15 protein-coding genes and 1 CRISPR repeat array are annotated in these 18,437 nt (G+C 70.1%); of the genes, 9 read left to right on the top strand and 6 right to left on the bottom strand.

Annotation, left to right across the window (positions count from 1 at the left end):
- Nucleotides 1-40: 40 nt before the first annotated feature.
- Nucleotides 41-754 carry a demethylmenaquinone methyltransferase gene (locus OHB21_RS11545; protein WP_067506160.1) on the top strand — a complete coding sequence of 238 codons (714 nt, stop codon included), beginning with the start codon at nucleotides 41-43 and terminating at the stop codon, nucleotides 752-754.
- Between the two features lie 112 nt (nucleotides 755-866).
- A complete protein-coding gene (locus tag OHB21_RS11540; protein WP_228815328.1) occupies nucleotides 867-4,997 on the top strand; it encodes a bifunctional nitrate reductase/sulfite reductase flavoprotein subunit alpha in 4,131 nt (1,376 codons plus the stop codon).
- A 675-nt stretch (nucleotides 4,998-5,672) separates the two neighbouring features.
- On the opposite strand, the gene OHB21_RS11535 is transcribed toward OHB21_RS11540, so the two are convergent.
- Nucleotides 5,673-6,707 carry an aldo/keto reductase gene (locus tag OHB21_RS11535; protein ID WP_195142102.1) on the bottom strand — a complete coding sequence of 345 codons (1,035 nt, stop codon included), beginning with the start codon at nucleotides 6,705-6,707 and terminating at the stop codon, nucleotides 5,673-5,675.
- A gap of 83 nt (nucleotides 6,708-6,790) precedes the next feature.
- Between OHB21_RS11535 and OHB21_RS11530 the strand changes: the two genes are divergently transcribed.
- Complete coding sequence (locus OHB21_RS11530; RefSeq protein ID WP_067506153.1) at nucleotides 6,791-7,411, top strand: TetR/AcrR family transcriptional regulator; 621 nt, start codon at nucleotides 6,791-6,793, stop codon at nucleotides 7,409-7,411.
- A gap of 226 nt (nucleotides 7,412-7,637) precedes the next feature.
- Here OHB21_RS11530 and OHB21_RS11525 read toward each other — a convergent pair whose 3' ends face one another.
- Together OHB21_RS11525 and OHB21_RS11520 are read right to left on the bottom strand one after the other, a co-directional pair.
- Nucleotides 7,638-8,213, bottom strand: coding sequence for a TIGR03086 family metal-binding protein (locus OHB21_RS11525; RefSeq protein WP_195142101.1), 576 nt, complete (start codon nucleotides 8,211-8,213; stop codon nucleotides 7,638-7,640).
- 141 nt (nucleotides 8,214-8,354) lie between these two features.
- Nucleotides 8,355-8,809: direct repeats of the CRISPR family, unit length 28 nt; unit sequence GTGCTCCCCACGCACGTGGGGATGGTCC.
- Between the two features lie 116 nt (nucleotides 8,810-8,925).
- Complete coding sequence (locus OHB21_RS11520) at nucleotides 8,926-9,420, bottom strand: DUF6998 domain-containing protein (RefSeq protein WP_195142100.1); 495 nt, start codon at nucleotides 9,418-9,420, stop codon at nucleotides 8,926-8,928.
- Between the two features lie 128 nt (nucleotides 9,421-9,548).
- On the opposite strand from OHB21_RS11520, the gene OHB21_RS11515 reads away from it, so the two are divergent.
- Nucleotides 9,549-9,755 carry a hypothetical protein gene (locus tag OHB21_RS11515; protein ID WP_067506144.1) on the top strand — a complete coding sequence of 69 codons (207 nt, stop codon included), beginning with the start codon at nucleotides 9,549-9,551 and terminating at the stop codon, nucleotides 9,753-9,755.
- 364 nt (nucleotides 9,756-10,119) lie between these two features.
- On the opposite strand, the gene menD is transcribed toward OHB21_RS11515, so the two are convergent.
- From menD to OHB21_RS11500, 3 genes are all read right to left on the bottom strand, one after another.
- Nucleotides 10,120-11,751, bottom strand: coding sequence for a 2-succinyl-5-enolpyruvyl-6-hydroxy-3-cyclohexene-1-carboxylic-acid synthase (gene menD / locus OHB21_RS11510; protein WP_195124642.1), 1,632 nt, complete (start codon nucleotides 11,749-11,751; stop codon nucleotides 10,120-10,122).
- A 462-nt stretch (nucleotides 11,752-12,213) separates the two neighbouring features.
- Nucleotides 12,214-12,660, bottom strand: coding sequence for a DUF6918 family protein (locus OHB21_RS11505; protein WP_067506137.1), 447 nt, complete (start codon nucleotides 12,658-12,660; stop codon nucleotides 12,214-12,216).
- Between the two features lie 97 nt (nucleotides 12,661-12,757).
- Nucleotides 12,758-13,471: a PaaI family thioesterase gene (locus OHB21_RS11500; protein ID WP_084537431.1), complete on the bottom strand. Its 714-nt coding sequence runs from the start codon at nucleotides 13,469-13,471 to the stop codon at nucleotides 12,758-12,760.
- Between the two features lie 116 nt (nucleotides 13,472-13,587).
- Between OHB21_RS11500 and OHB21_RS11495 the strand changes: the two genes are divergently transcribed.
- From OHB21_RS11495 to OHB21_RS11475, 5 genes are all read left to right on the top strand, one after another.
- Nucleotides 13,588-14,481: a 1,4-dihydroxy-2-naphthoyl-CoA synthase gene (locus OHB21_RS11495; RefSeq protein WP_067506134.1), complete on the top strand. Its 894-nt coding sequence runs from the start codon at nucleotides 13,588-13,590 to the stop codon at nucleotides 14,479-14,481.
- 15 nt (nucleotides 14,482-14,496) lie between these two features.
- Nucleotides 14,497-14,889, top strand: coding sequence for a VOC family protein (locus OHB21_RS11490; RefSeq protein ID WP_067506131.1), 393 nt, complete (start codon nucleotides 14,497-14,499; stop codon nucleotides 14,887-14,889).
- 359 nt (nucleotides 14,890-15,248) lie between these two features.
- Nucleotides 15,249-16,382, top strand: coding sequence for an o-succinylbenzoate--CoA ligase (gene menE, locus OHB21_RS11485; RefSeq protein ID WP_195142119.1), 1,134 nt, complete (start codon nucleotides 15,249-15,251; stop codon nucleotides 16,380-16,382).
- A gap of 235 nt (nucleotides 16,383-16,617) precedes the next feature.
- A complete protein-coding gene (locus tag OHB21_RS11480) occupies nucleotides 16,618-17,598 on the top strand; it encodes an ATP-binding cassette domain-containing protein (RefSeq protein ID WP_067506128.1) in 981 nt (326 codons plus the stop codon).
- Nucleotides 17,595-18,431 (top strand): ABC transporter permease, encoded by an 837-nt coding sequence (locus OHB21_RS11475; RefSeq protein WP_067506124.1) that lies wholly within the window; start codon nucleotides 17,595-17,597, stop codon nucleotides 18,429-18,431. The genes OHB21_RS11480 and OHB21_RS11475 overlap by 4 nt, the downstream gene beginning before the upstream one ends.
- Nucleotides 18,432-18,437 lie beyond the last annotated feature (6 nt).

The following is an 18,437-nucleotide window of genomic DNA, read 5'->3' as shown; positions in this document are numbered from 1 at the left end:
GTCGCGGACAGTCTCTCGAGCCGCCCGTTAGGGTCAGGGCGTGGCGAATACGAAGCAGCGGGACTCCTTCCGTGCCTCGCTGGACAAAGAACCGCACGAGGTGGCGTCGATGTTCGACGGTGTCGCGCGGCGGTACGACCTCACCAACACCGTGATCTCGGGCGGCCAGGACAAGTACTGGCGGTGGGCCACCCGCAGGGCGCTCGCGCTGCGCCCCGGTGAGCGCGTGCTGGATCTGGCGGCCGGCACGGGCGTGTCCACGGTCGAACTCGGCAAATCCGGCGCCTGGTGCGTCGCGGCCGACTTCTCCAAGGGCATGCTCGCCGCGGGCAGGCACCGGGGCGTGCCGATGGTGGCGGGCGACGCGATGGCCCTGCCGTTCGCCGACGACTCGTTCGACGCGGTGACCATCTCCTACGGCCTGCGCAACGTGGCCGACCCGGATCTGGCGCTGCGCGAGATGCTGCGGGTCACCAAGCCCGGCGGCAGGCTGGTGGTCGCGGAGTTCTCCACGCCGGTCGTGCCGGTGTTCCGCACGCTGTACATGGAGTACCTGATGAAGGCGCTGCCCGCGGTGGCGCGCGCGGTCAGCAGCAATCCCGACGCCTACGTCTACCTGGCCGAATCGGTCCGCGCGTGGCCGAACCAGCGGCAGCTGGCCATGCGAGTGGCGGCGGCGGGCTGGTCGTCGGTGAAGTGGCGCAACCTGTCGGGCGGCGTCGTCGCGCTGCACCGGGGCTTCAAGCTGGGCTGATCGTGGGATATCCCACACCTCACAGCGCCGGAGGAGGGCGGTGAGGGTGATTGTCACCTGACGATAACGCTGGGTAAATCCCGCGCAATCGGGATTCCGCATGATCGGTGACATGTCGGACGCAGTGGTGAGCACCGCGACGAGCACCGCCAGAACGGCGTGCTCGTACTGCGGGGTGGGCTGCGGCGTCACCGTCGAGGTCACGCCGGGTGAGCGGGGCGCGCCGGTGATCGCCAAGGTCAGCGGCGACAAGTTGCACCCGGCGAACGCGGGCAGGCTGTGCACCAAGGGCGCCACCCACCTCGAGCTCATGCGCACGCCGGGCCGGATGGAGACCGCCTTCCGCCGCCCCGAGCGCGGGCAGGAGCCGCAGCCGGTCCCCGTCGACGCGGCCGTCCGCGAGGCCGCCGACCGGCTGCGCGCCATCCTCGACGAGCACGGGCCCGACGCGATCGCCCTCTACGTGTCGGGGCAGATGTCGCTGGAGGCCCAGTACCTCGCGACCAAGCTGGCCAAGGGCTACCTGCGCACCGTGCACATCGAGGCGAATTCGCGCCTGTGCATGGCCAGCGCGGGCACCGGCTACAAGCAGTCGCTCGGCGCGGACGGCCCGCCCGGCTCCTACGACGATTTCGAGCACGCGGATCTGTTCTTCGTGATCGGCGCGAACATGGCCGACTGCCACCCCATCCTCTACCTGCGCATGGCCGATCGGCTCAAGGCGGGCGCGAAGCTCGTCGTGGTGGACCCGCGCCGCACCGACACCGCAGCCCGCGCCGACCTGTTCCTGCAACTACGACCCGGCACCGATCTGGCGCTGCTGAACGGCCTGCTGCACCTGCTGGTCGAAAATGGTGACATAGACACCGATTTCATCGCCGAGCACACCGAGGGCTGGGACGCGATGCCCGAGTTCCTCGCCGACTACCCGCCGACGCGGGTCGCCGAGATCACCGGCCTCGCCGAGGCCGATATCCGCACCGCCGCCCGCTGGATCGGCGAGGCGGGTGAGTGGATGTCGCTGTGGACGATGGGACTCAACCAATCCACACACGGCACCTGGAACACCAACGCCCTCTGCAACCTGCACCTGGCCACGGGCGCCATCTGCCGGCCGGGCAGCGGACCGTTCTCGCTGACCGGCCAGCCCAACGCCATGGGCGGGCGCGAAATGGGTTATATGGGACCGGGTTTGCCCGGTCAGCGTTCGCTGCTCTCCCCCGCCGACCGCGCGTTCGTGGAGACCGCGTGGGAGCTCGAACCCGGCACGATCCGCACCGAAGCCGGTCCCGGCACCATCGAGATGTTCCGCGGTATGGCCGAGGGCTCGATCAAGGCGGCCTGGATCATCTGCACCAATCCTGTTGCCTCCGTCGCGAACCGGAAGACGGTGATCGCCGGGTTGGAGGCCGCCGAACTGGTCATCGCGCAGGACGCTTACACCGACACGGCCACCAATGCCTACGCCGATCTGCTGCTGCCCGCCACGCTGTGGGCGGAGGCCGATGCGGTGATGGTGAACTCGGAGCGCAACGTCACACTGTTGCGGCAGTCCGTTCCGCCCGTGGGTGAGGCACGGCCGGACTGGCAGCTGATCGCCCAGGTCGCCTCCGCCATGGGCTTCCCCGGCTTCGAATACCGCTCCGGCGAAGAGGTTTTCGAGGAGATCCGGCAGTTCGCCAATCCCGCCACCGGCTACGACCTGCGCGGGATGAGCTACGAGGCGTTGCGCGAGGGCCCGATGCAGTGGCCCTGCGCCGAGGCGGACCGGCGGCGCAACCCGATTCGCTACGTCAACGACGGTGTCAGCCAGAACCTGTTCGTGGACGAGGACGGCCACCGCCCCCGCCTCGCCTTCGCCACACCCAGCAGGCGCGCGGTGTTCCTGCCGCGCCCGCACATGGCGCCCGAGGAGATGCCCGACGACGATTTCCCGTTCGTGCTGAATACCGGCCGCCTGCAACATCAGTGGCACACGATGACCAAGACCGGGCGGATCGCCAAACTCAACAAGCTCAACGGCGAACCTTTCGTGGAGGTCCACCCCGAGGACGCGAAACAGTTGGGTGTGGGTGCGGGCGATCAGCTCGAAATCGCCTCGCGGCGCGGGCGGGCCGTGCTGCCCGTGCGGGTGAGCGACCGGGTGCGGCCGGGTGATTGCTTCGCGCCGTTCCACTGGAACGACGAGCAGGGCGAGTACCTGACGATCAACGCCGTCACCAACGACGCGGTGGACGCGGCGTCGTTGCAGCCGGAGTTCAAACAGTGCGCCGTGGCGCTGCGGCGAGTGGCGCCGATGGTGGAACCGGCCGCGGTCGAGAATGTTCCGACCGCGCATCCGCTGGCCGTGATGCTCGGGTTGGACGGTCACGTCGCGCCGACACTCACCGAGACCGAGCAGGTGTACCTGAGCGGGTATCTGGCGGCGCTGCACTCACTTCCGGTGACCGGGCAGCCGGTGCTGCCCGAGTCGGCGCCGATCTCGGCGCGCGGCCGGACCTGGATCGACGGCCTGCTCGCGGGCATGTATTCGCGCACTACCTCGGTGCCGGTGGAATTCACGACGGAGACAATCGAATCAGCGCCGGTGACCGTGCTGTGGGCCTCACAGACCGGCAATGCCGAGGAGTTCGCCACCACCGTCGCGCAGCAGCTGGCCGAGGCCGGTCTCGCACCGCGCCTGCTGGACATGGATTCCTGCGATATCGCCGCGCTCACCGGCGACGTGCTGTTCATCAGCAGCACTTTCGGCGACGGCGGACCGCCCGACAACGGCGCCGACTTCTGGGATCGACTGTCCGAGCACGGAACTCGGCTGACGGCGCTGCGCTACGCCGTGCTGGCGCTCGGCGATTCCTCCTACGACGACTTCTGCGGGCACGGCCGCAAACTGGACGAGAAGCTGGCCGAGCGCGGCGCGACGCGGTTGGTGGCGCGGGTGGACTGCGAGCCCGACTACGACGAACCGGCGGCGCGGTGGCTCGAGGACGTCCTCGCGGCATTGGGCGCCTCGGAGCTTCCGCCGACGCCCGGCACTCCGCCTCCCGGAGGCGGTTCCGGCCCGGTGGCGCGGGCGAGCGAGGGTGGCGCGGCCGTCCTCACCCGTCCCACGCGCACCGGAGCCGCGCCGTTCACGCGCAACGCGCCGGTGGCGGCGCCGCTGGTGCGCAATGAGCAGCTCTCCCGCCCGGGATCGCCGAAAGAGGTGCGGCAGTTCGGTTTCGACCTGCGCGGCCTCGACGCCGCGTACGAGGTGGGTGATTCGCTGGGCGTGTGGCCGTCGAACTGCCCCGATCTGGTGAACGAATGGCTGGCCGCGACCGGACTGGACGGGCGGCGCTCCGTGGCGGTCGACGAGCGCGAGATGCCGCTGGCCGAAGCGCTGCGCACCCGGTACGACATCACCAAGGTGAGCCACGACCTGCTGACCTTCCTCGGTGAGCGCAACGCCAGCCAGCAGCTCGCCAAACTGCTGCGCCGCGACAACCGCAACGAGCTCGACAACTACCTGTGGGACCGTCAGGCCGTGGACGTGCTGCGCGACTTCCCGGTGCGGGCCGACCTGGTGGAGTGGCTCGGCACGCTGAAAAAGCTGCAGCCGCGCCAGTATTCGATCTCGTCCAGTCCGCTGGTGAGTCCCGACGAGGTGCAGCTCACCGTGGGCGTGGTGCGCTACGGCGAGGAGCCCGGCAGGCGCGGGGGCGTGTGCTCGACCTTCCTGGCCGACCGCGTGGCCGAGGGCGAGGTGCCGATCTTCCTCCAGCGCGCACCGCATTTCCGCCCGCCGCTGGACCCGAACGCACCCATGATCATGGTCGGCCCCGGCACCGGCATCGCGCCGTTCCGCGGCTTCCTGCACGAGCGGCGCGCACTCGGCGCGACCGGACGTAACTGGCTGTTCTTCGGCGAACAGCATGCGGCGCAGAACTTCTACTACCGCACCGAGCTGGAGGACATGTTCCGCACCGGCTTCCTCACCCGCCTCGACCTCGCCTTCTCCCGCGACCAGCGCGAACGGATCTACGTGCAACACCGCATGATCGAGCACGGGGCCGAGCTGTGGTCGTGGCTGCGCGACGGCGCCCACTTCTACGTGTGCGGGGACGCCGCGCGGATGGCCAAGGATGTGGACGATACGCTCTTGCGCATCGCCCGTATTCACGGGAAGTTGGACGAGGACGGGGCGCTGGCGTTCCGCAAACAGTTGGTTGCCGAGAAGCGGTATGTGCGCGACGTGTACTGAAAGTGGTTTGCCCGCAACGGGTTCGGTGGGGCGCGGTAGGCGGCCGATGGTTTCGGCCGCGGCCGATATGCCGGTCCTCGGTAGCAGACGTCGACGTGGCGAGGTGCGCAGGGGCGGCCGCTACCGCGCTGTTCGTATCGGAGCCGATCGTAGGCACAGGCGGGCGCAGGGTCGTGTCGGAGGCGGAAACGATCGTCTGCGGCAACTGAGCGGTGCTGCGGTTGGGCTGGTCGGTGCGGGTGGCGGGGATGGTCGTCGCAGCGGTCGGTGAGCCAGATGGCGTTGTGGACGGTGGCCTCGGTGGGAACGGTGCCCGGTTGGGTCGCGGTGGAAACGGTGGTCGATTGGGCCGCGGCGGGGGCGGTGGCCGATAGGGCCGCGGTGGGGGCCGGTTCTAGCGGTGGCCGATAGGCCACGGCAGGGGCGGCATGTCTGGCGGCCTGCGGGATGGTCTGCGGTGACCGCCGCGGGTGCGGTGGTCCGGTTGTCTGCGTAGCCGAGCGAGACGGTCTCGGCTCCCAGGCGCTGATGAGGCGACTCCGCCTGGCCGAGAAGGTGACGGTGAGAACTACCGCGCCGGGCACGACGATGTCGACGCGGCCGCGCGAGCGCCGGACCACCTCCCGGCCGACGGGCCGACCAAGGCGCACGCGGCGGCCCAAGACCGCTGATCGCTTACACCGCAGGCGGATTCAACCGGGCGAAGTCCGGCAGCCGGTAGTACGGGTAATAGGGATAGGGCGGGGTCGCGGCGCTGGCCTTGTCCAGGCGGGCGATCTGGTCGGCGTCGAGCCGCCAGCCGATCGCGCCGAGGTTCTGGCGCAACTGCTCACCGTTGCGCGCGCCGACGATGACCGTGCTGACCGTCGGCCGGGACAGCAACCAGTTCAACGCGATCTGCGGGACGGATTTGCTTGTTTCGGCGGCGATTTCGTCCAGCACGTCGACCACGTCGTAGAGCAGGTCGTCGGAGACGGGCGGGCCCGCCTCCGCGGTGCGGTGCAGTCGGCTGCCTGCGGGCAGCGGCTGACCACGACGGATCTTGCCGGTGAGCCGGCCCCAGCCCAGGGGGCTCCACACCACCGCACCCACACCCTGATCCGCTGCGAGCGGCATCAGCTCCCACTCGTAATCGCGGCCCACCAGCGAGTAGTACACCTGGTGCGCGACATAGCGAGTGAGACCGTGCCTGTCCGCCGCCGCCAGGGACTTCATGAGCTGCCAGCCCGCGAAGTTCGACGCACCCAAGTAGCGGATCTTGCCGGCGCGCACCAGAGCGTCCAGCGCGGCGAGCACTTCCTCGACCGGGGTATGCGCGTCGAACGCGTGCAGTTGGAACAGGTCGATGTGCTCGACATTCAGTCTGCGCAGCGAGGTTTCGACCGCGCCGATCAGACGTGAACGGCCCGAACCGGATTCGTCCGGCCCCGGGCCGGTCGGCAGACTCGCCTTGGTGGACAACAGCACTCGGTCGCGCCTGCCCTCGATCGCCTTGCCCAGGATCTCCTCCGACGCGCCGTCGGAGTAGACGTCGGCGGTGTCGAACAGGGTGACGCCCGCGTCGAGGGCGATGTCGACGAGGTCGCGCGCCTCGCGGGCGTCGGTGTCGCCCCACGCGGAGAACAGTTCGCCGCGCCCACCGAAGGTGCCCGCGCCGAAGCTGAGGGCGGGGACCCGCAAACCGGACGCGCCGAGCCGACGGTACTCCATGAGGACTCCTAAAGGTTCTATAGTTCCGTTAACAAGCTCCGAAGGTACACCCTCGGCGCGATAAATGGAACTGGAGTCCCGTTATGACCACTTCCGGGGATGCGGCGCCCGGCTCGATCCGGCCCGGTGGGCGCACCGCCCGCGTCCGCGACGCCGTGCTGCGTTCGGCGGGCGACCTGCTCGCCGAACGCGGTTTCGCCGCACTGGATCTCACCGAAGTAGCTGCCGCGGCGGGCGTCGGCAAGACCACCGTCTACCGGCGCTGGGGCACCCCGGCCGGGCTTGTCGCGGACCTGCTGGCCGATATGGCCGAACAGTCCCTGCCGCGCGCCGACACCGGCTCCCTGCGCGGCGACCTGCTCGCCAACGCGCGCCTGGTGGCGAAGACCCTGACCGACCCGCGCCAGAGCCGCCTGTTCCGCGCCGTCATCGCCGCCGCCACCACCGATCCCGCCTGCGCCACCGCCCTCCATCGCTTCTACGACACACGGCTCACCGAATGGGCGGCCTGCGTCACCGACGCGGTGGAGCGCGGTGAGGCTCCGGAGGGGACCGATCCCCGCGCGGTCCTCTCCGCCGTCTCTGCTCCGCTGTACTACCGGCTGCTCGCCAGCGGGGACCCGATCGAGGACGCGGCGGCGGTGGTCGCGGCCGAAGCGGCGTTGGATGCCGTCGCGGCAGGGACGTTTTCGGGCACGAAGTAGTCCCGGCCACGACCGGCACCGAATCCAGCCTCAGCAACGGCGACTGCGCGCGGCCCGCGATCGTTTCACCTGGCCGGGCAGGCACATCCTGGATGCTGGATGCGGCTGTCTTCGCCGCGCTGCGCGACCTCGGGCGAGCGTCGACGCCGAAGAGCACACGCCCTCGGGACCGCGAACCTGCGGCGGTGTCGAGTTGTGCAGCGGCACAGCACCACCGGAACTCGGCTCAGTTCGGCCAAGAGGGTTCGCGGCCGGTGAAGCCGAGGACGCGGTCGAAAAGCGGTGCGTCGGACGGGATCGGGACGCTGGGGCCGAAAAGTCCGGGAGTGCCTTCGGGTGGGGTTTCGCGGAGGAATTCGAAGAGGATGGTGGTGTCGGGGTCGGCGCAGGTGAAGTCCTGGCCGGTGGCGCGGGCCAGATCCCAGCCGTGGATGACGAGTTCGTCGAGGGCGATCATCGCCATCACGCCCGCGTCGGCCTGCACACCGCCCGCCTCGGTGTCGCCCTCCCACGCGTCCGTTTCCCGCCACGCGGCGACGAGCGCCTTCAGCTGCGCCGGGATCCGAGTGCGCCAGTCGGGGGCGAGGTTCTCGCGCCCACCGGGCGGTGGGGACGCACTGTTGCCCACCGATTCCTTGGTGGCTGCCTGGCGGAACGCCTCGGTCAGGCCGACGACATGATCGAGCAAGTCACCGACGGTCATACCGGCACAGGGCGTCGCTGCATCGAGCTGGTCGTCGCGGATACCAGCGACCACCACCGCCAACTCGTCGGCCGCGGTGTCGAGATCGAAGGGCTGCATGCGGGTCTCCTCCGTGGATGGAACCTTCCACCCATATCGACGCCGCGAGCCTCCCGAATTCATCGGGTGCCGGATCCCGATCCGCATTCTCGAGTGGTCGAAAATGCGGTTACCCACGGGTAGAGTGCCAGGTCAAGAAGTGTGCTCCCCACGCACGTGGGGATGGTCCGTCCAGGGCGGCGCGCAGAGACAGGCCCAGATGGTGCTCCCCACGCACGTGGGGATGGTCCCGCCACGTACATTCGGTCCCGCGACTGCGGCGCGTGCTCCCCACGCACGTGGGGATGGTCCTCGGTCCCATCCTGTGATACGAGTCGGATTCGAGTGCTCCCCACGCACGTGGGGATGGTCCCGCGCAAGCGTTGATCGACGCGAACCCGATACCGTGCTCCCCACGCACGTGGGGATGGTCCCTCCGAGATCCCCGGCGCGTAAGTGGCCAGCAGGTGCTCCCCACGCACGTGGGGATGGTCCGGCCGCCGGGTCGGTGACGGTCGCTTCGGGTTTGTGCTCCCCACGCACGTGGGGATGGTCCCCTCGTTCCCCCCGGCGACATGTCCGACCCGCTGTGCTCCCCACGCACGTGGGGATAGTCTCGCAGTGGTGGTGCCAGAACTCGGGGGTGAAGTGCCGCCACGCACGTGAGAATGGCGGCAGTCCCGGTTGAACCGTCGATTTACCGCCGGGTGCGGGCAGGAAGATTGGCGTGAGTTCACCCCTGGCGCAACGGGATTCGGTCAATCACCGGGACGGTGGCGTTCAGGACTCGGAGGCGGCTCAGGGAGAGTTGGGCCTGGCCGTTCGAGCCGGCGCGGCCGGCGGTGCCGGTCACCGTGCGCAAGGGACCGTTGTAGATGATCTCGTGTGGGACGCCGGGGTGGCGGGAGAGGGCGAGGACGAGGAGGGCGTCGGCGGCGGCGTGGGAGGTGGTGCGGAGTCCGATCGCTCGGCTGCCGTAGGTTCCTTTGATTTCGACCGCGCGGCCGTCGGCGTCGATCGCGTCGTGGCCGGTTGTGGAGGGAGGTTGGAGGGTGATGTCGAACAAGGCTTCCGCCGCGGCTTCCGCGAGGGCACCGACGAGGTGGCCGTCCGGGGTGAACTTCCGACCCGGGTGGAGCGCTTCGAGTTCGGCGACGATCGCGTGGAGCTGCGAGACCAGTTCGGCGGTGCGGGTGGTGCGTTCCTCGAAGGGGTCCGGTGGTGTCACCTCCGGATCGTAGGCGTGGCGGCGCGCCGGACGCGAGGTTGCCGGGAGCTCGCGGGCGGAGGATGCTCGTAGGGGCCGGACCGTTGTCCGTGCCTCGACCGAGGCACTCGCGCGGAGAGGAGCACACGATGATCGATCGCACGCCCCGCCCGTTGGAGGAGACTTCCGAGGCGGATCTCGCGGAGCAGCTGATACCCGCGTATCCGGACGACGAGGCCACCGAGGAGGCGGTGGTGAGCGAGGTCGTCGAGCGGGATACGTGGCGCGCGAACGAGGCGGACCTCATCGAGCAGGCGATTCCCGTGCCGCTCGACGACGAGGACCGCGAGGACTGACCCGCCGCTCCGGCGGACTCTGGTCGCAAACCCCCGTGACTCGGCCGAAGGTTGGGTCACCACGCTGTCGCGGGCACGGTGTGCTGGGGAGCCGCGCGAACAGGCGCACTATGTGCCGGAGAGCCACACGGCCCGGCACGCAGATGGGAACGACGCGCAAGCTGACGCGCGGGCCGCACCCGTGACACCGCGACCGCACCACTGGCACAGAGCCGGAACGGCCGCACCGCACGCTGGAGAGCCGGGCCGCCAGGCGAGCCGGAAAGGACGCGCGAACTCGACTCCTGGCACGCCGGGCTGGAACGACGCACGATGTGCTGGGGAGCCTCAGCACGCAGGGGCAACCAACCTCAGCGAGCCACGATCACGGCGCGATGCGCGCCCGCACCGTCGCGTGCAGCTCGCGCAGACTCGAACGCTCCGTGGCGACTTCCAGTACGCGCAGCCCGTGGGCGTGGCCGGCGAGCTCCGAGGCGAGTTCGTCGGGGTCGACCTGGCGGTGCGGGATGCGGTAGGCGGCGCAGAGGGCGGCCAGGTCCATGCCGTGCGGGGTGCCGAAGACGCGTTCGAAGACGCCCGCGTACTGGGGGTCGCCCTGTTCGAGGAGTTCGAAGATGCCGCCGCCGTCGTCGTTGGCGACGACGATGGTGAGGTCGGTGGGGCGGGGTTCGCCGCGGCCGATGAGCAGGCCGGACGCGTCGTGCAGGAAGGTGAGGTCGCCGATCAGCGAGATCGTGCGGCCCTCGTGCGCCAGTGCCGCCCCCACCGCGGTGGACACGGTGCCGTCGATACCCGCCACACCTCGGTTCGACAGCACCTTCACGTTCACGCGCGGATTCGCGACCAGCGCCGCGTCGCGCACCGGGTTGGACGCGCCGAGCAGCAGCTGATCACCCTCGCGCAGGGCGTCGAGCACCACGGCCGCCACGTGCAGACCCGTCGGCTTCGGGTGCTTGGCCAGTTCCGTGCGCACCACCTCGCCGGCGCGGGCGTTCAGGTCGCGGCAGTGCGCCAGCCATTCCGGACGCGGCGCGCCGGTGGTGACGGCGCGCGTTCCGGTGCCGACCACGTTGCCCGACACGTCGGGCCAGCGCGGACCGGTGGTCAGCGCGAACACGGTGACCTCGGGATCGGCGAGCACCTTCGACACCTGACGGTGCAGCGTCGGGCGGCCGGTGATGATGGCCTGCTTCGGCTTCAGCAACGGCAGCGCCAGCGGATGCAGCGCCGGGCCGTGCACGGGCGCGGTCGGCTCCGCTACCGTCGGCAGCTCCGCCAGCTCGGGGCGCAGGCCGGCGCCGTGACCGGAGATCACGACGGTGTCGGGGGTGAGGTCGATATCGAGCGGCACATCCAGCGTCGCGTACTGCGTGGACGTCCAGGCCTTGCCGCCCGCGCGGCCCTCCGGCCAGCCGTCGGCGGTCGCCAGATCGGGAACCAACGGCTCCCGCAGCGGAATGTCGAAATGCACCGGCCCCGCGTTCCCCGACCGGGTACCGCGCGCGGCGGCCAGCACCCGGCACACGGCGGAACGCCACACGCTGTTCTGCTGACCATAGGAATCGTCCGACTCGGTCTCGGCCAGACCTAGGCTGATCGCCGCCCGCACCTGGCTACCGAAAAGACCGAACTGCTCGACGGTTTGATTCGCCCCCGTGCCCAACATCTCGTACGGCCGGTTCGCGCTCAACACGATCAACGGCACGCGCGCATAATTGGCTTCCAATACGGCCGGGCCCAGATTCGCCACAGCCGTCCCCGAGGTCATCACCACCGGAACCGGATTGCCCCCCGCGATCGCCAACCCGATCGCCAGGAACCCTGCCGTGCGCTCGTCGATCCGCATATGCAGCCGCAGCCGCCCCGCCGCGTCGGCGGCCTGCAAGGCGAACGCCAGCGGCGCGTTCCGGGACCCGGGACACAGCACCACATCGCGCACGCCCCCGCGCACAAGTTCGTCAACGACAACTCGGGCCTGCGCGGTAGACGGATTCACACCCCCCAGCCTCCCAGACAGTCACCGTTTCGTCTCCGTCGGGCCGGTCACAGTGTTTTCGGCGCGCTGGTGCGCGCGGGTTCGCGGCCCTTCATGTCTCGCAACTCAGCGCTCGAGACGCGCGCTGCGCATGCGCTACGAGCGCCGAGTTGCGAGACGGCCGCGAACGGTCGGTCGTCGGGCTCCCTCCCCGAGATGGCTGGGAGAGCGCGGACGGGGCGTTCGCGGGGTGATTTGGGCCGAGGCCGGAAGCGGGGTTGCCAGCTGTGTCAGGCGCGCTAGTGGGCGGCGCGGTTCGGCCGTGGAGCGCCCTCCGACGTGGTCGGGAGAGCGCGGACAGGGGCGTTCGCGCCGCACGTCGGGTCGAACTCGGACAGCACACCGGATACGCCTGCGCGATACATCCCCCAGCGAATCCCCGGTTTCCCGCACGGGGGTTTGCGGGAAACCGGGGGTCACACCTCAGTTGGCGTGGCGCTGCACGAGGTCGCCGACGCGGGGCAGGGCCTCGATGACGTTCTTCTTCGCCGAGGAGCGCATCGAGTTGTAGACCTTCTGCAGGGCCGGGCGCGAGGAGGCGGCGGCGCGGGCGTCGGTGACCGACAGCAGAGCCTCGGCGACCTCGTCGGACTTCGAGACCAGCAGGTCGGCGAACTTGCCGGAGCCGGTCGCGGCGTATTCCTGCCAGAACGGCTCCAGCTGCTCGACCAGCTTGGGCGCCAACGACTCCAGTGCGTCCGGCACGATCGACGGGCTGATTTTCTTGACCGCGGCGTAGCCGCCCTTCACGGCCAGGCCCGACGCCCCGCCCTTGTCCGACACCTCGGCGTCCAGAACCTCCTTGGCATCGGCAAGGAAGGCCGAGCGCTTCGCGTCGTCGAGCAGGGATTCAGACAGTGCTGCAACCACTTTCAGGTTCCTCCGGATCGATGTCGATGAACGAGCGCACGCAACTATACGCACTGGTGCGCGCGGTCACAGCAGCGTCACCCGGCTGTGGGTGCGGCTACGGCTGCCCCGGCAGCAGTTCGACCATCAGACCTTCGCAATCGGCCAGCACAGCGCCCTGCTCATCGCGTAATTCGGCCACCACGAAGGTTTTGCGGCCCTCGACCCGATCCACCCGCCCGCTCACCGTCAATGGCGTCTGGAGCGGCGTGACTTTGCGGTAGTTCACGTGCAGGTAGGCGGTGCGGCTGAGGGGCCTGCCTGCGTAGTGGACGATCATGCCGAGCAGGTCGTCGAACAGCAGTGGCAGCACGCCACCGTGGGCCGCCCCGTTGCCGCCGAGGTGGTACCGGCGAAACTCCCCCGTCATGGTGATGCCCTCGGGCCCGGCTTCCACAAGCCGCCAGGGCAGCAGCAAAAGGCTGCCGCGGCCGGGCAATTCGACGACGCGCCCCGCCGGGCCTTGCAGTTCGGGGGCGCGATATGGCTCGAGCAGGTCGATCAGTTCGCGGGCCTGGGCGAGCGCTTCGCCGATCACCTCGTCGGGGGCGTCCACCGACACCGCGAGATCCTGCAAAGTGCGCATCGCTTCCACGAAGGGCCCGAAGTTCGCGCCGGCCCGCGCCCGGGTGACCTTCGGAAAGAAACGGCTGTGCCGCTCGTAGCGGGCGTGGTCCACGGCGCTGCGGTCGATGCGCGGGCGCACCGCCGTGCCGGCCCGGGACGCGACCTCGCCGTCGCCTTCTGGAACAGGTTTCACACGCTCGCTCATACCTGCACGGTATCGCGTGGTTTTACACCGTCAAGTCCCCAATCGGGAACGCGCTGGCAGGGGCCCCGCGGACCACGTGGCATCGGGCGCGGTGGCGTCCGGGCAATAATCACCGTGTGACGTTCAATCCCAAGCTGTGGCGACCGGTTCCCGGATTCGAGAACCTGACCGATATCACCTATCACCGGCACATCGAGCAGGGCACGGTGCGGGTGGCGTTCGACCGGCCCGAGGTGCGCAACGCGTTCCGGCCGCACACGGTGGACGAGCTCTACCGCGCGCTCGACCACGCGCGCATGACCTCCGATGTGGGCGCGGTCCTGCTCACCGGCAACGGCCCCAGCCCCAAGGACGGCGGCTGGGCGTTCTGCTCCGGCGGTGACCAGCGCATCCGCGGCCGCAGCGGCTACCAGTACGCCAGCGGCGACACCGCCGACACGGTCGACGCCGCCCGCGCGGGCCGCCTGCACATCCTCGAGGTGCAGCGCCTCATCCGTTTCATGCCCAAGGTCGTGCTGGCCCTGGTCAACGGCTGGGCGGCGGGCGGCGGCCACAGCCTGCACGTGGTCTGCGACCTCACCCTGGCCTCCCGCGAACACGCCCGCTTCAAGCAGACCGACGCCGATGTGGGCAGCTTCGACGGCGGCTACGGCAGCGCCTACCTGGCCAAGATGGTCGGCCAGAAGTTCGCCCGCGAGATCTTCTTCCTCGGCCGCCCCTACACCGCCGAGGAGATGCACCAGATGGGCGCGGTCAACAAGGTGGTCGACCACGAGCGGCTCGAGGACGTCGCGCTGGAGTGGACCGCCGACATCAACGGCAAATCCCCGCAGGCCCAGCGCATGCTCAAGTACGCGTTCAACCTGCTCGACGACGGACTGGTCGGCCAGCAGTTGTTCGCGGGCGAGGCCACCCGCATGGCCTACATGACCGACGAGGCCGTCGAGGGCCGCGACGCCTTCCTGGAGAAGCGCGAACCCGACTGGACCCCCTACCCCTGGTACTTCTGACGACGGGAGCGGTCAATGGAGATCCTCAGCAGCCGGGTGATTCTGCGGCCCGCGGACTACGCGAAGACGCTCGCGTTCTACCGCGACGGCCTCGGCTTGGCGATCGCGCGCGAATATCCGGGCGGCACCGTGCTGTTCGCCGGACAGTCGCTGATCGAGATCGCCGCGCACGGCGGGACGGAGGCCCCGAGCACGTTCTCCGGGGCCATCTGGCTGCAGGTGCGCGACATCGAGGACGCGTCGGCCGAACTCGCGCTGCAGGGGATCCGCATCGACCGCGCGCCGGTGCGCGAGCCTTGGGGACTGATCGAGATGTGGATCAGCGACCCCGACGGCGTGCCGGTGGTGCTGGTGCAGATCCCGCCGGAGCATCCGATCCGGCGGGATTCGCGCTGGTCACCGGACTGACGACGGCCGGGCCCCGCGCGCGCGACCGCGCGGTGAGTTGCCAACGCCTGTCGTGGCGAGGACGATAGCGCTCTAGTGACCGTCCAACCGACGATGCCGGGACGCGTCCGTCCCGCGTCCGTCCGACGAGTGGATCGCAGTCTCGATGTCTGGCCCAGCTGAGCCCCATTTCCGCGGGGCGGCCGCCGTTCGCGTGTGCCGCCCCGGCAAACCGACCCGTTCCGCGCCCGGCCGCGCGGACATGACACGATCCCTATCGTGAGGGAGCGCAGCGAGCGAATCATGAAAACAGCGCGCCTGCGCACGACGGCACCGATCAGTGAGGTCCGATCGTGAGCAACACACTGCGGACGCTGCCGATGCCCACCGGTTCCGGTGTCGGCGATGTGCTGCCGCATCTACGGGAAGCCTTGGAGGGCAACGGCCCCGCCTGGTTGCCCATTCCCACCAGCGACCGGCGTGAGGCCCGGCGGCTCAGCGACGCGCTGGCCCCGGGGGAATCCATCGACGACGACGTGGCACTGGTCGTCACCACCTCCGGCACCACCGGGGTGCCCAAGGGCGCGATGCTCAGCGCCTCGGCGTTGCGCGCCAGCGGCACCGCCACCCATGACCGGCTCGGCGGGCCCGGTTCCTGGCTGCTGGCCCTGCCGACGCACCACATCGCGGGACTGCAGGTGCTGCTGCGCAGCATCCTGGCGGGCACCGAGCCCACGGTGCTGGACGTCTCGGGCGGATTCCTGCCCGAGGCGCTGGCGGGCGCGGTGGCGGGTATGCGCGGCGAGCGCCGCTACACCGCGCTGGTGCCGACCCAGCTCATCAAGGCCATGGACCTGCCCGAGGCCGCCGCCGCGCTGGCCCGGCTCGACGCCGTGCTGGTGGGCGGGGCGGCCACCCCGCTGCCGGTGTACGAGCGCGCGAAAGACGCGGGTATCAACGTGGTTCGCACCTACGGGATGAGCGAGACCTGCGGCGGGTGCGTCTACGAGGGCGTGCCGCTGGACGGCGCGCGGGTGCGCATCGAGGACGGGCGGGTGGTGCTGGGTGGCGCGATGATCGCGCGCGGCTACCGCGGCCAGCCCGACCATCCGGCGTTCGCCGAACCCGGCTGGTTCCGCACCGAGGACGCGGGCACCTTCACCGACGGCGTGCTGCAGATCTCGGGCCGCCTGGACGAGGCCATCATGACCGGCGGCCTGCTGGTGATCCCGCAGGTGGTGGAGGCCGTGCTGGTGACACATCCGGCGATCAGCGAATGCGTGGTGCTGGGCCTGCCCGACGAGCGGCTCGGCCAGCGCGTCGCGGTCGCGGTGGTGCCCGCGGCGGGCGCGACCCCGACGCTGGAGGATCTGCGCGACCACGTGCTACGCGAGCTCGACCCGATCGCCGCGCCCCGCGAGCTCGCCGTGCTGGACGAACTGCCGCTGCACGGACCGGGCAAGCCGAACCGGGCCAAGTTGCGGGAACTGCTGAGAGCGCAGTCGGCGAACTGAGCGGTTCGACGCCCGCACGGGGCCGGTGCGGCAGGGGCCGAGCCGAGCGGGTGGGTTCCGCACGGTCGCTCGGACTCGCAGGTCCGTGGGGCGGCGCGGGTGCGCGTGGCGAGGGCCGAGTCGGGCCGTCTGGACGCGGGGGACGGCGCAGCGTGGCGTAACGGCGGGGTGCACGCAAGAGCGCACGCCAGCGCCGTGCAAGACCCGTGCAAGCCGGGTCCCGCACGGTGAGGGCATGACATCATTCGCACCCACCGCAGCGCTCGCCGTCGAGGCGGACGGCCTGGTCAAGGTGTTCGGGGAACAGCGCGCCGTCGACGGCGTCAGCCTGGCCGTGCCGCGCGGCGCGGTCTACGGCGTGCTCGGCCCGAACGGCGCCGGCAAGACCACCACCCTGCGCATGCTCGCCACCCTGTTGCGCCCCGACGGCGGCAGCGCCCGCATCTTCGGCCGCGACGTGGTGGCCGAGCCGACCGCCGTCCGCTCGCTGCTCGGCGTCACCGGGCAGTACGCCTCGGTGGACGAGGACCTCTCCGCCACCGAGAACCTGATGCTGTTCTCCCGCCTGCTCGGGCTGAGCCGCGCCGACGCGCGCCGCAAATCGGCCGACCTGCTCGAGGAGTTCGGGTTGACCGAGGCCGCGAACAAGGCGCTGAAGAACTTCTCTGGCGGTATGCGGCGCCGCCTCGACCTCGCGGCCAGCCTCATCGCCTCGCCGCCGCTGCTGTTCCTCGACGAGCCGACCACCGGCCTGGACCCGCGCACGCGGGCCCAGATGTGGGACACCATCCGCCGCTTGGTCCGTGAGGGCACGACGGTGCTGCTCACCACGCAGTACCTGGACGAGGCCGACCAGCTGGCCGACCGCATCGCGGTGATCGACCGGGGCCGGGTGATCGCCGACGGCACCGCCGACGAACTCAAGTCCTCGGTCGGCGGCTCCTCCTTGCACCTGACGCTGGCCGACCGCGCCCAACTCGAGGACGCCCGCCGCGTGGTCGCCGATTTCCTGGGCGCCCAGGCGACCGTCACGCCCGAGGCGGGCAGGCTCACCGCGCCGCTGCCGAACGCCGACGTCACCACCGATCTGCTGATCCGCTTGCGGGAGTGGGAGATTCCGGTGGATGAGATCACCGTGAGCAAGCCCAGCCTGGACGAGGTGTTCCTCACCATCACCGGCCGCCCGGCCGACGACGCCGAAAGGAGCGCGGCATGACCACCCTCACCGCGACCACCGCACCCGCCGACCGCGCACTTCGGACCGCACCCACCGCCGTCGAGCGAATCAGCTTGCGCGACACCGTGTCCACGTCCCTCACCATGGCCCATCGCGGGCTGCTGAAGATGAAGCACAACCCCGAGCAGCTGTTCGACGTGACGATCCAGCCGATCCTGTTCACCGCGCTGTTCGCCTACATCTTCGGCGGTGCGATCGGCGGTAGCGTCTCGGCGTATCTGCCCGTCCTCATCCCCGGCATCCTGGTGCAGACGGTGGTGCTGTCCTCGGTGGTGACCGGCACCCAGTTGCGCGAGGACATGGACAAGGGCGTGTTCGACCGCTTCAAATCCCTGCCCATCGCCCGGGTTTCGGTGCTGGCCGGTGCGCTGACCGCCGATATGGTGCGCTACACCATCGCCACCGTGCTCACCGTGGTGGTGGGCCTGTGCATCGGGTACCGGCCCGAGGGCGGCGTGCTCGGCGTGGTCGCGGCGGGACTGGTCATCGTGGCGTGCTCGTTCGCCGTCAGCTGGATCTGGGCGCTGGTCGGCGTCACCGGCAAGAGCGCGGCGGGCGTCCAAGGCATCTCGATGATGGTGATGTTCCCGCTCACCTTCATGTCCGGCGCGTTCGCCGTGGTGAGCACGATGCCCGGCTGGTTGCAGGCGCTCAATCACGTGAATCCCGTGTACTACATGGTGAACGCGTGCCGAGCGCTGATGAACGGCACGGCGTTCGGCACCGATCTGCTGTGGTCGATGCTCGGCTCCGTGGTGGTGATCGCCATCTTCGCGCCGCTCACCGTCCGCGCGTACATGCGCCGGGCCTGAGAACCG

The organism is Nocardia puris, assembly GCF_036051655.1.
GTDB lineage: Bacteria > Actinomycetota > Actinomycetes > Mycobacteriales > Mycobacteriaceae > Nocardia > Nocardia puris.
This window is presented reverse-complemented; position numbering and strand designations above follow the sequence as displayed.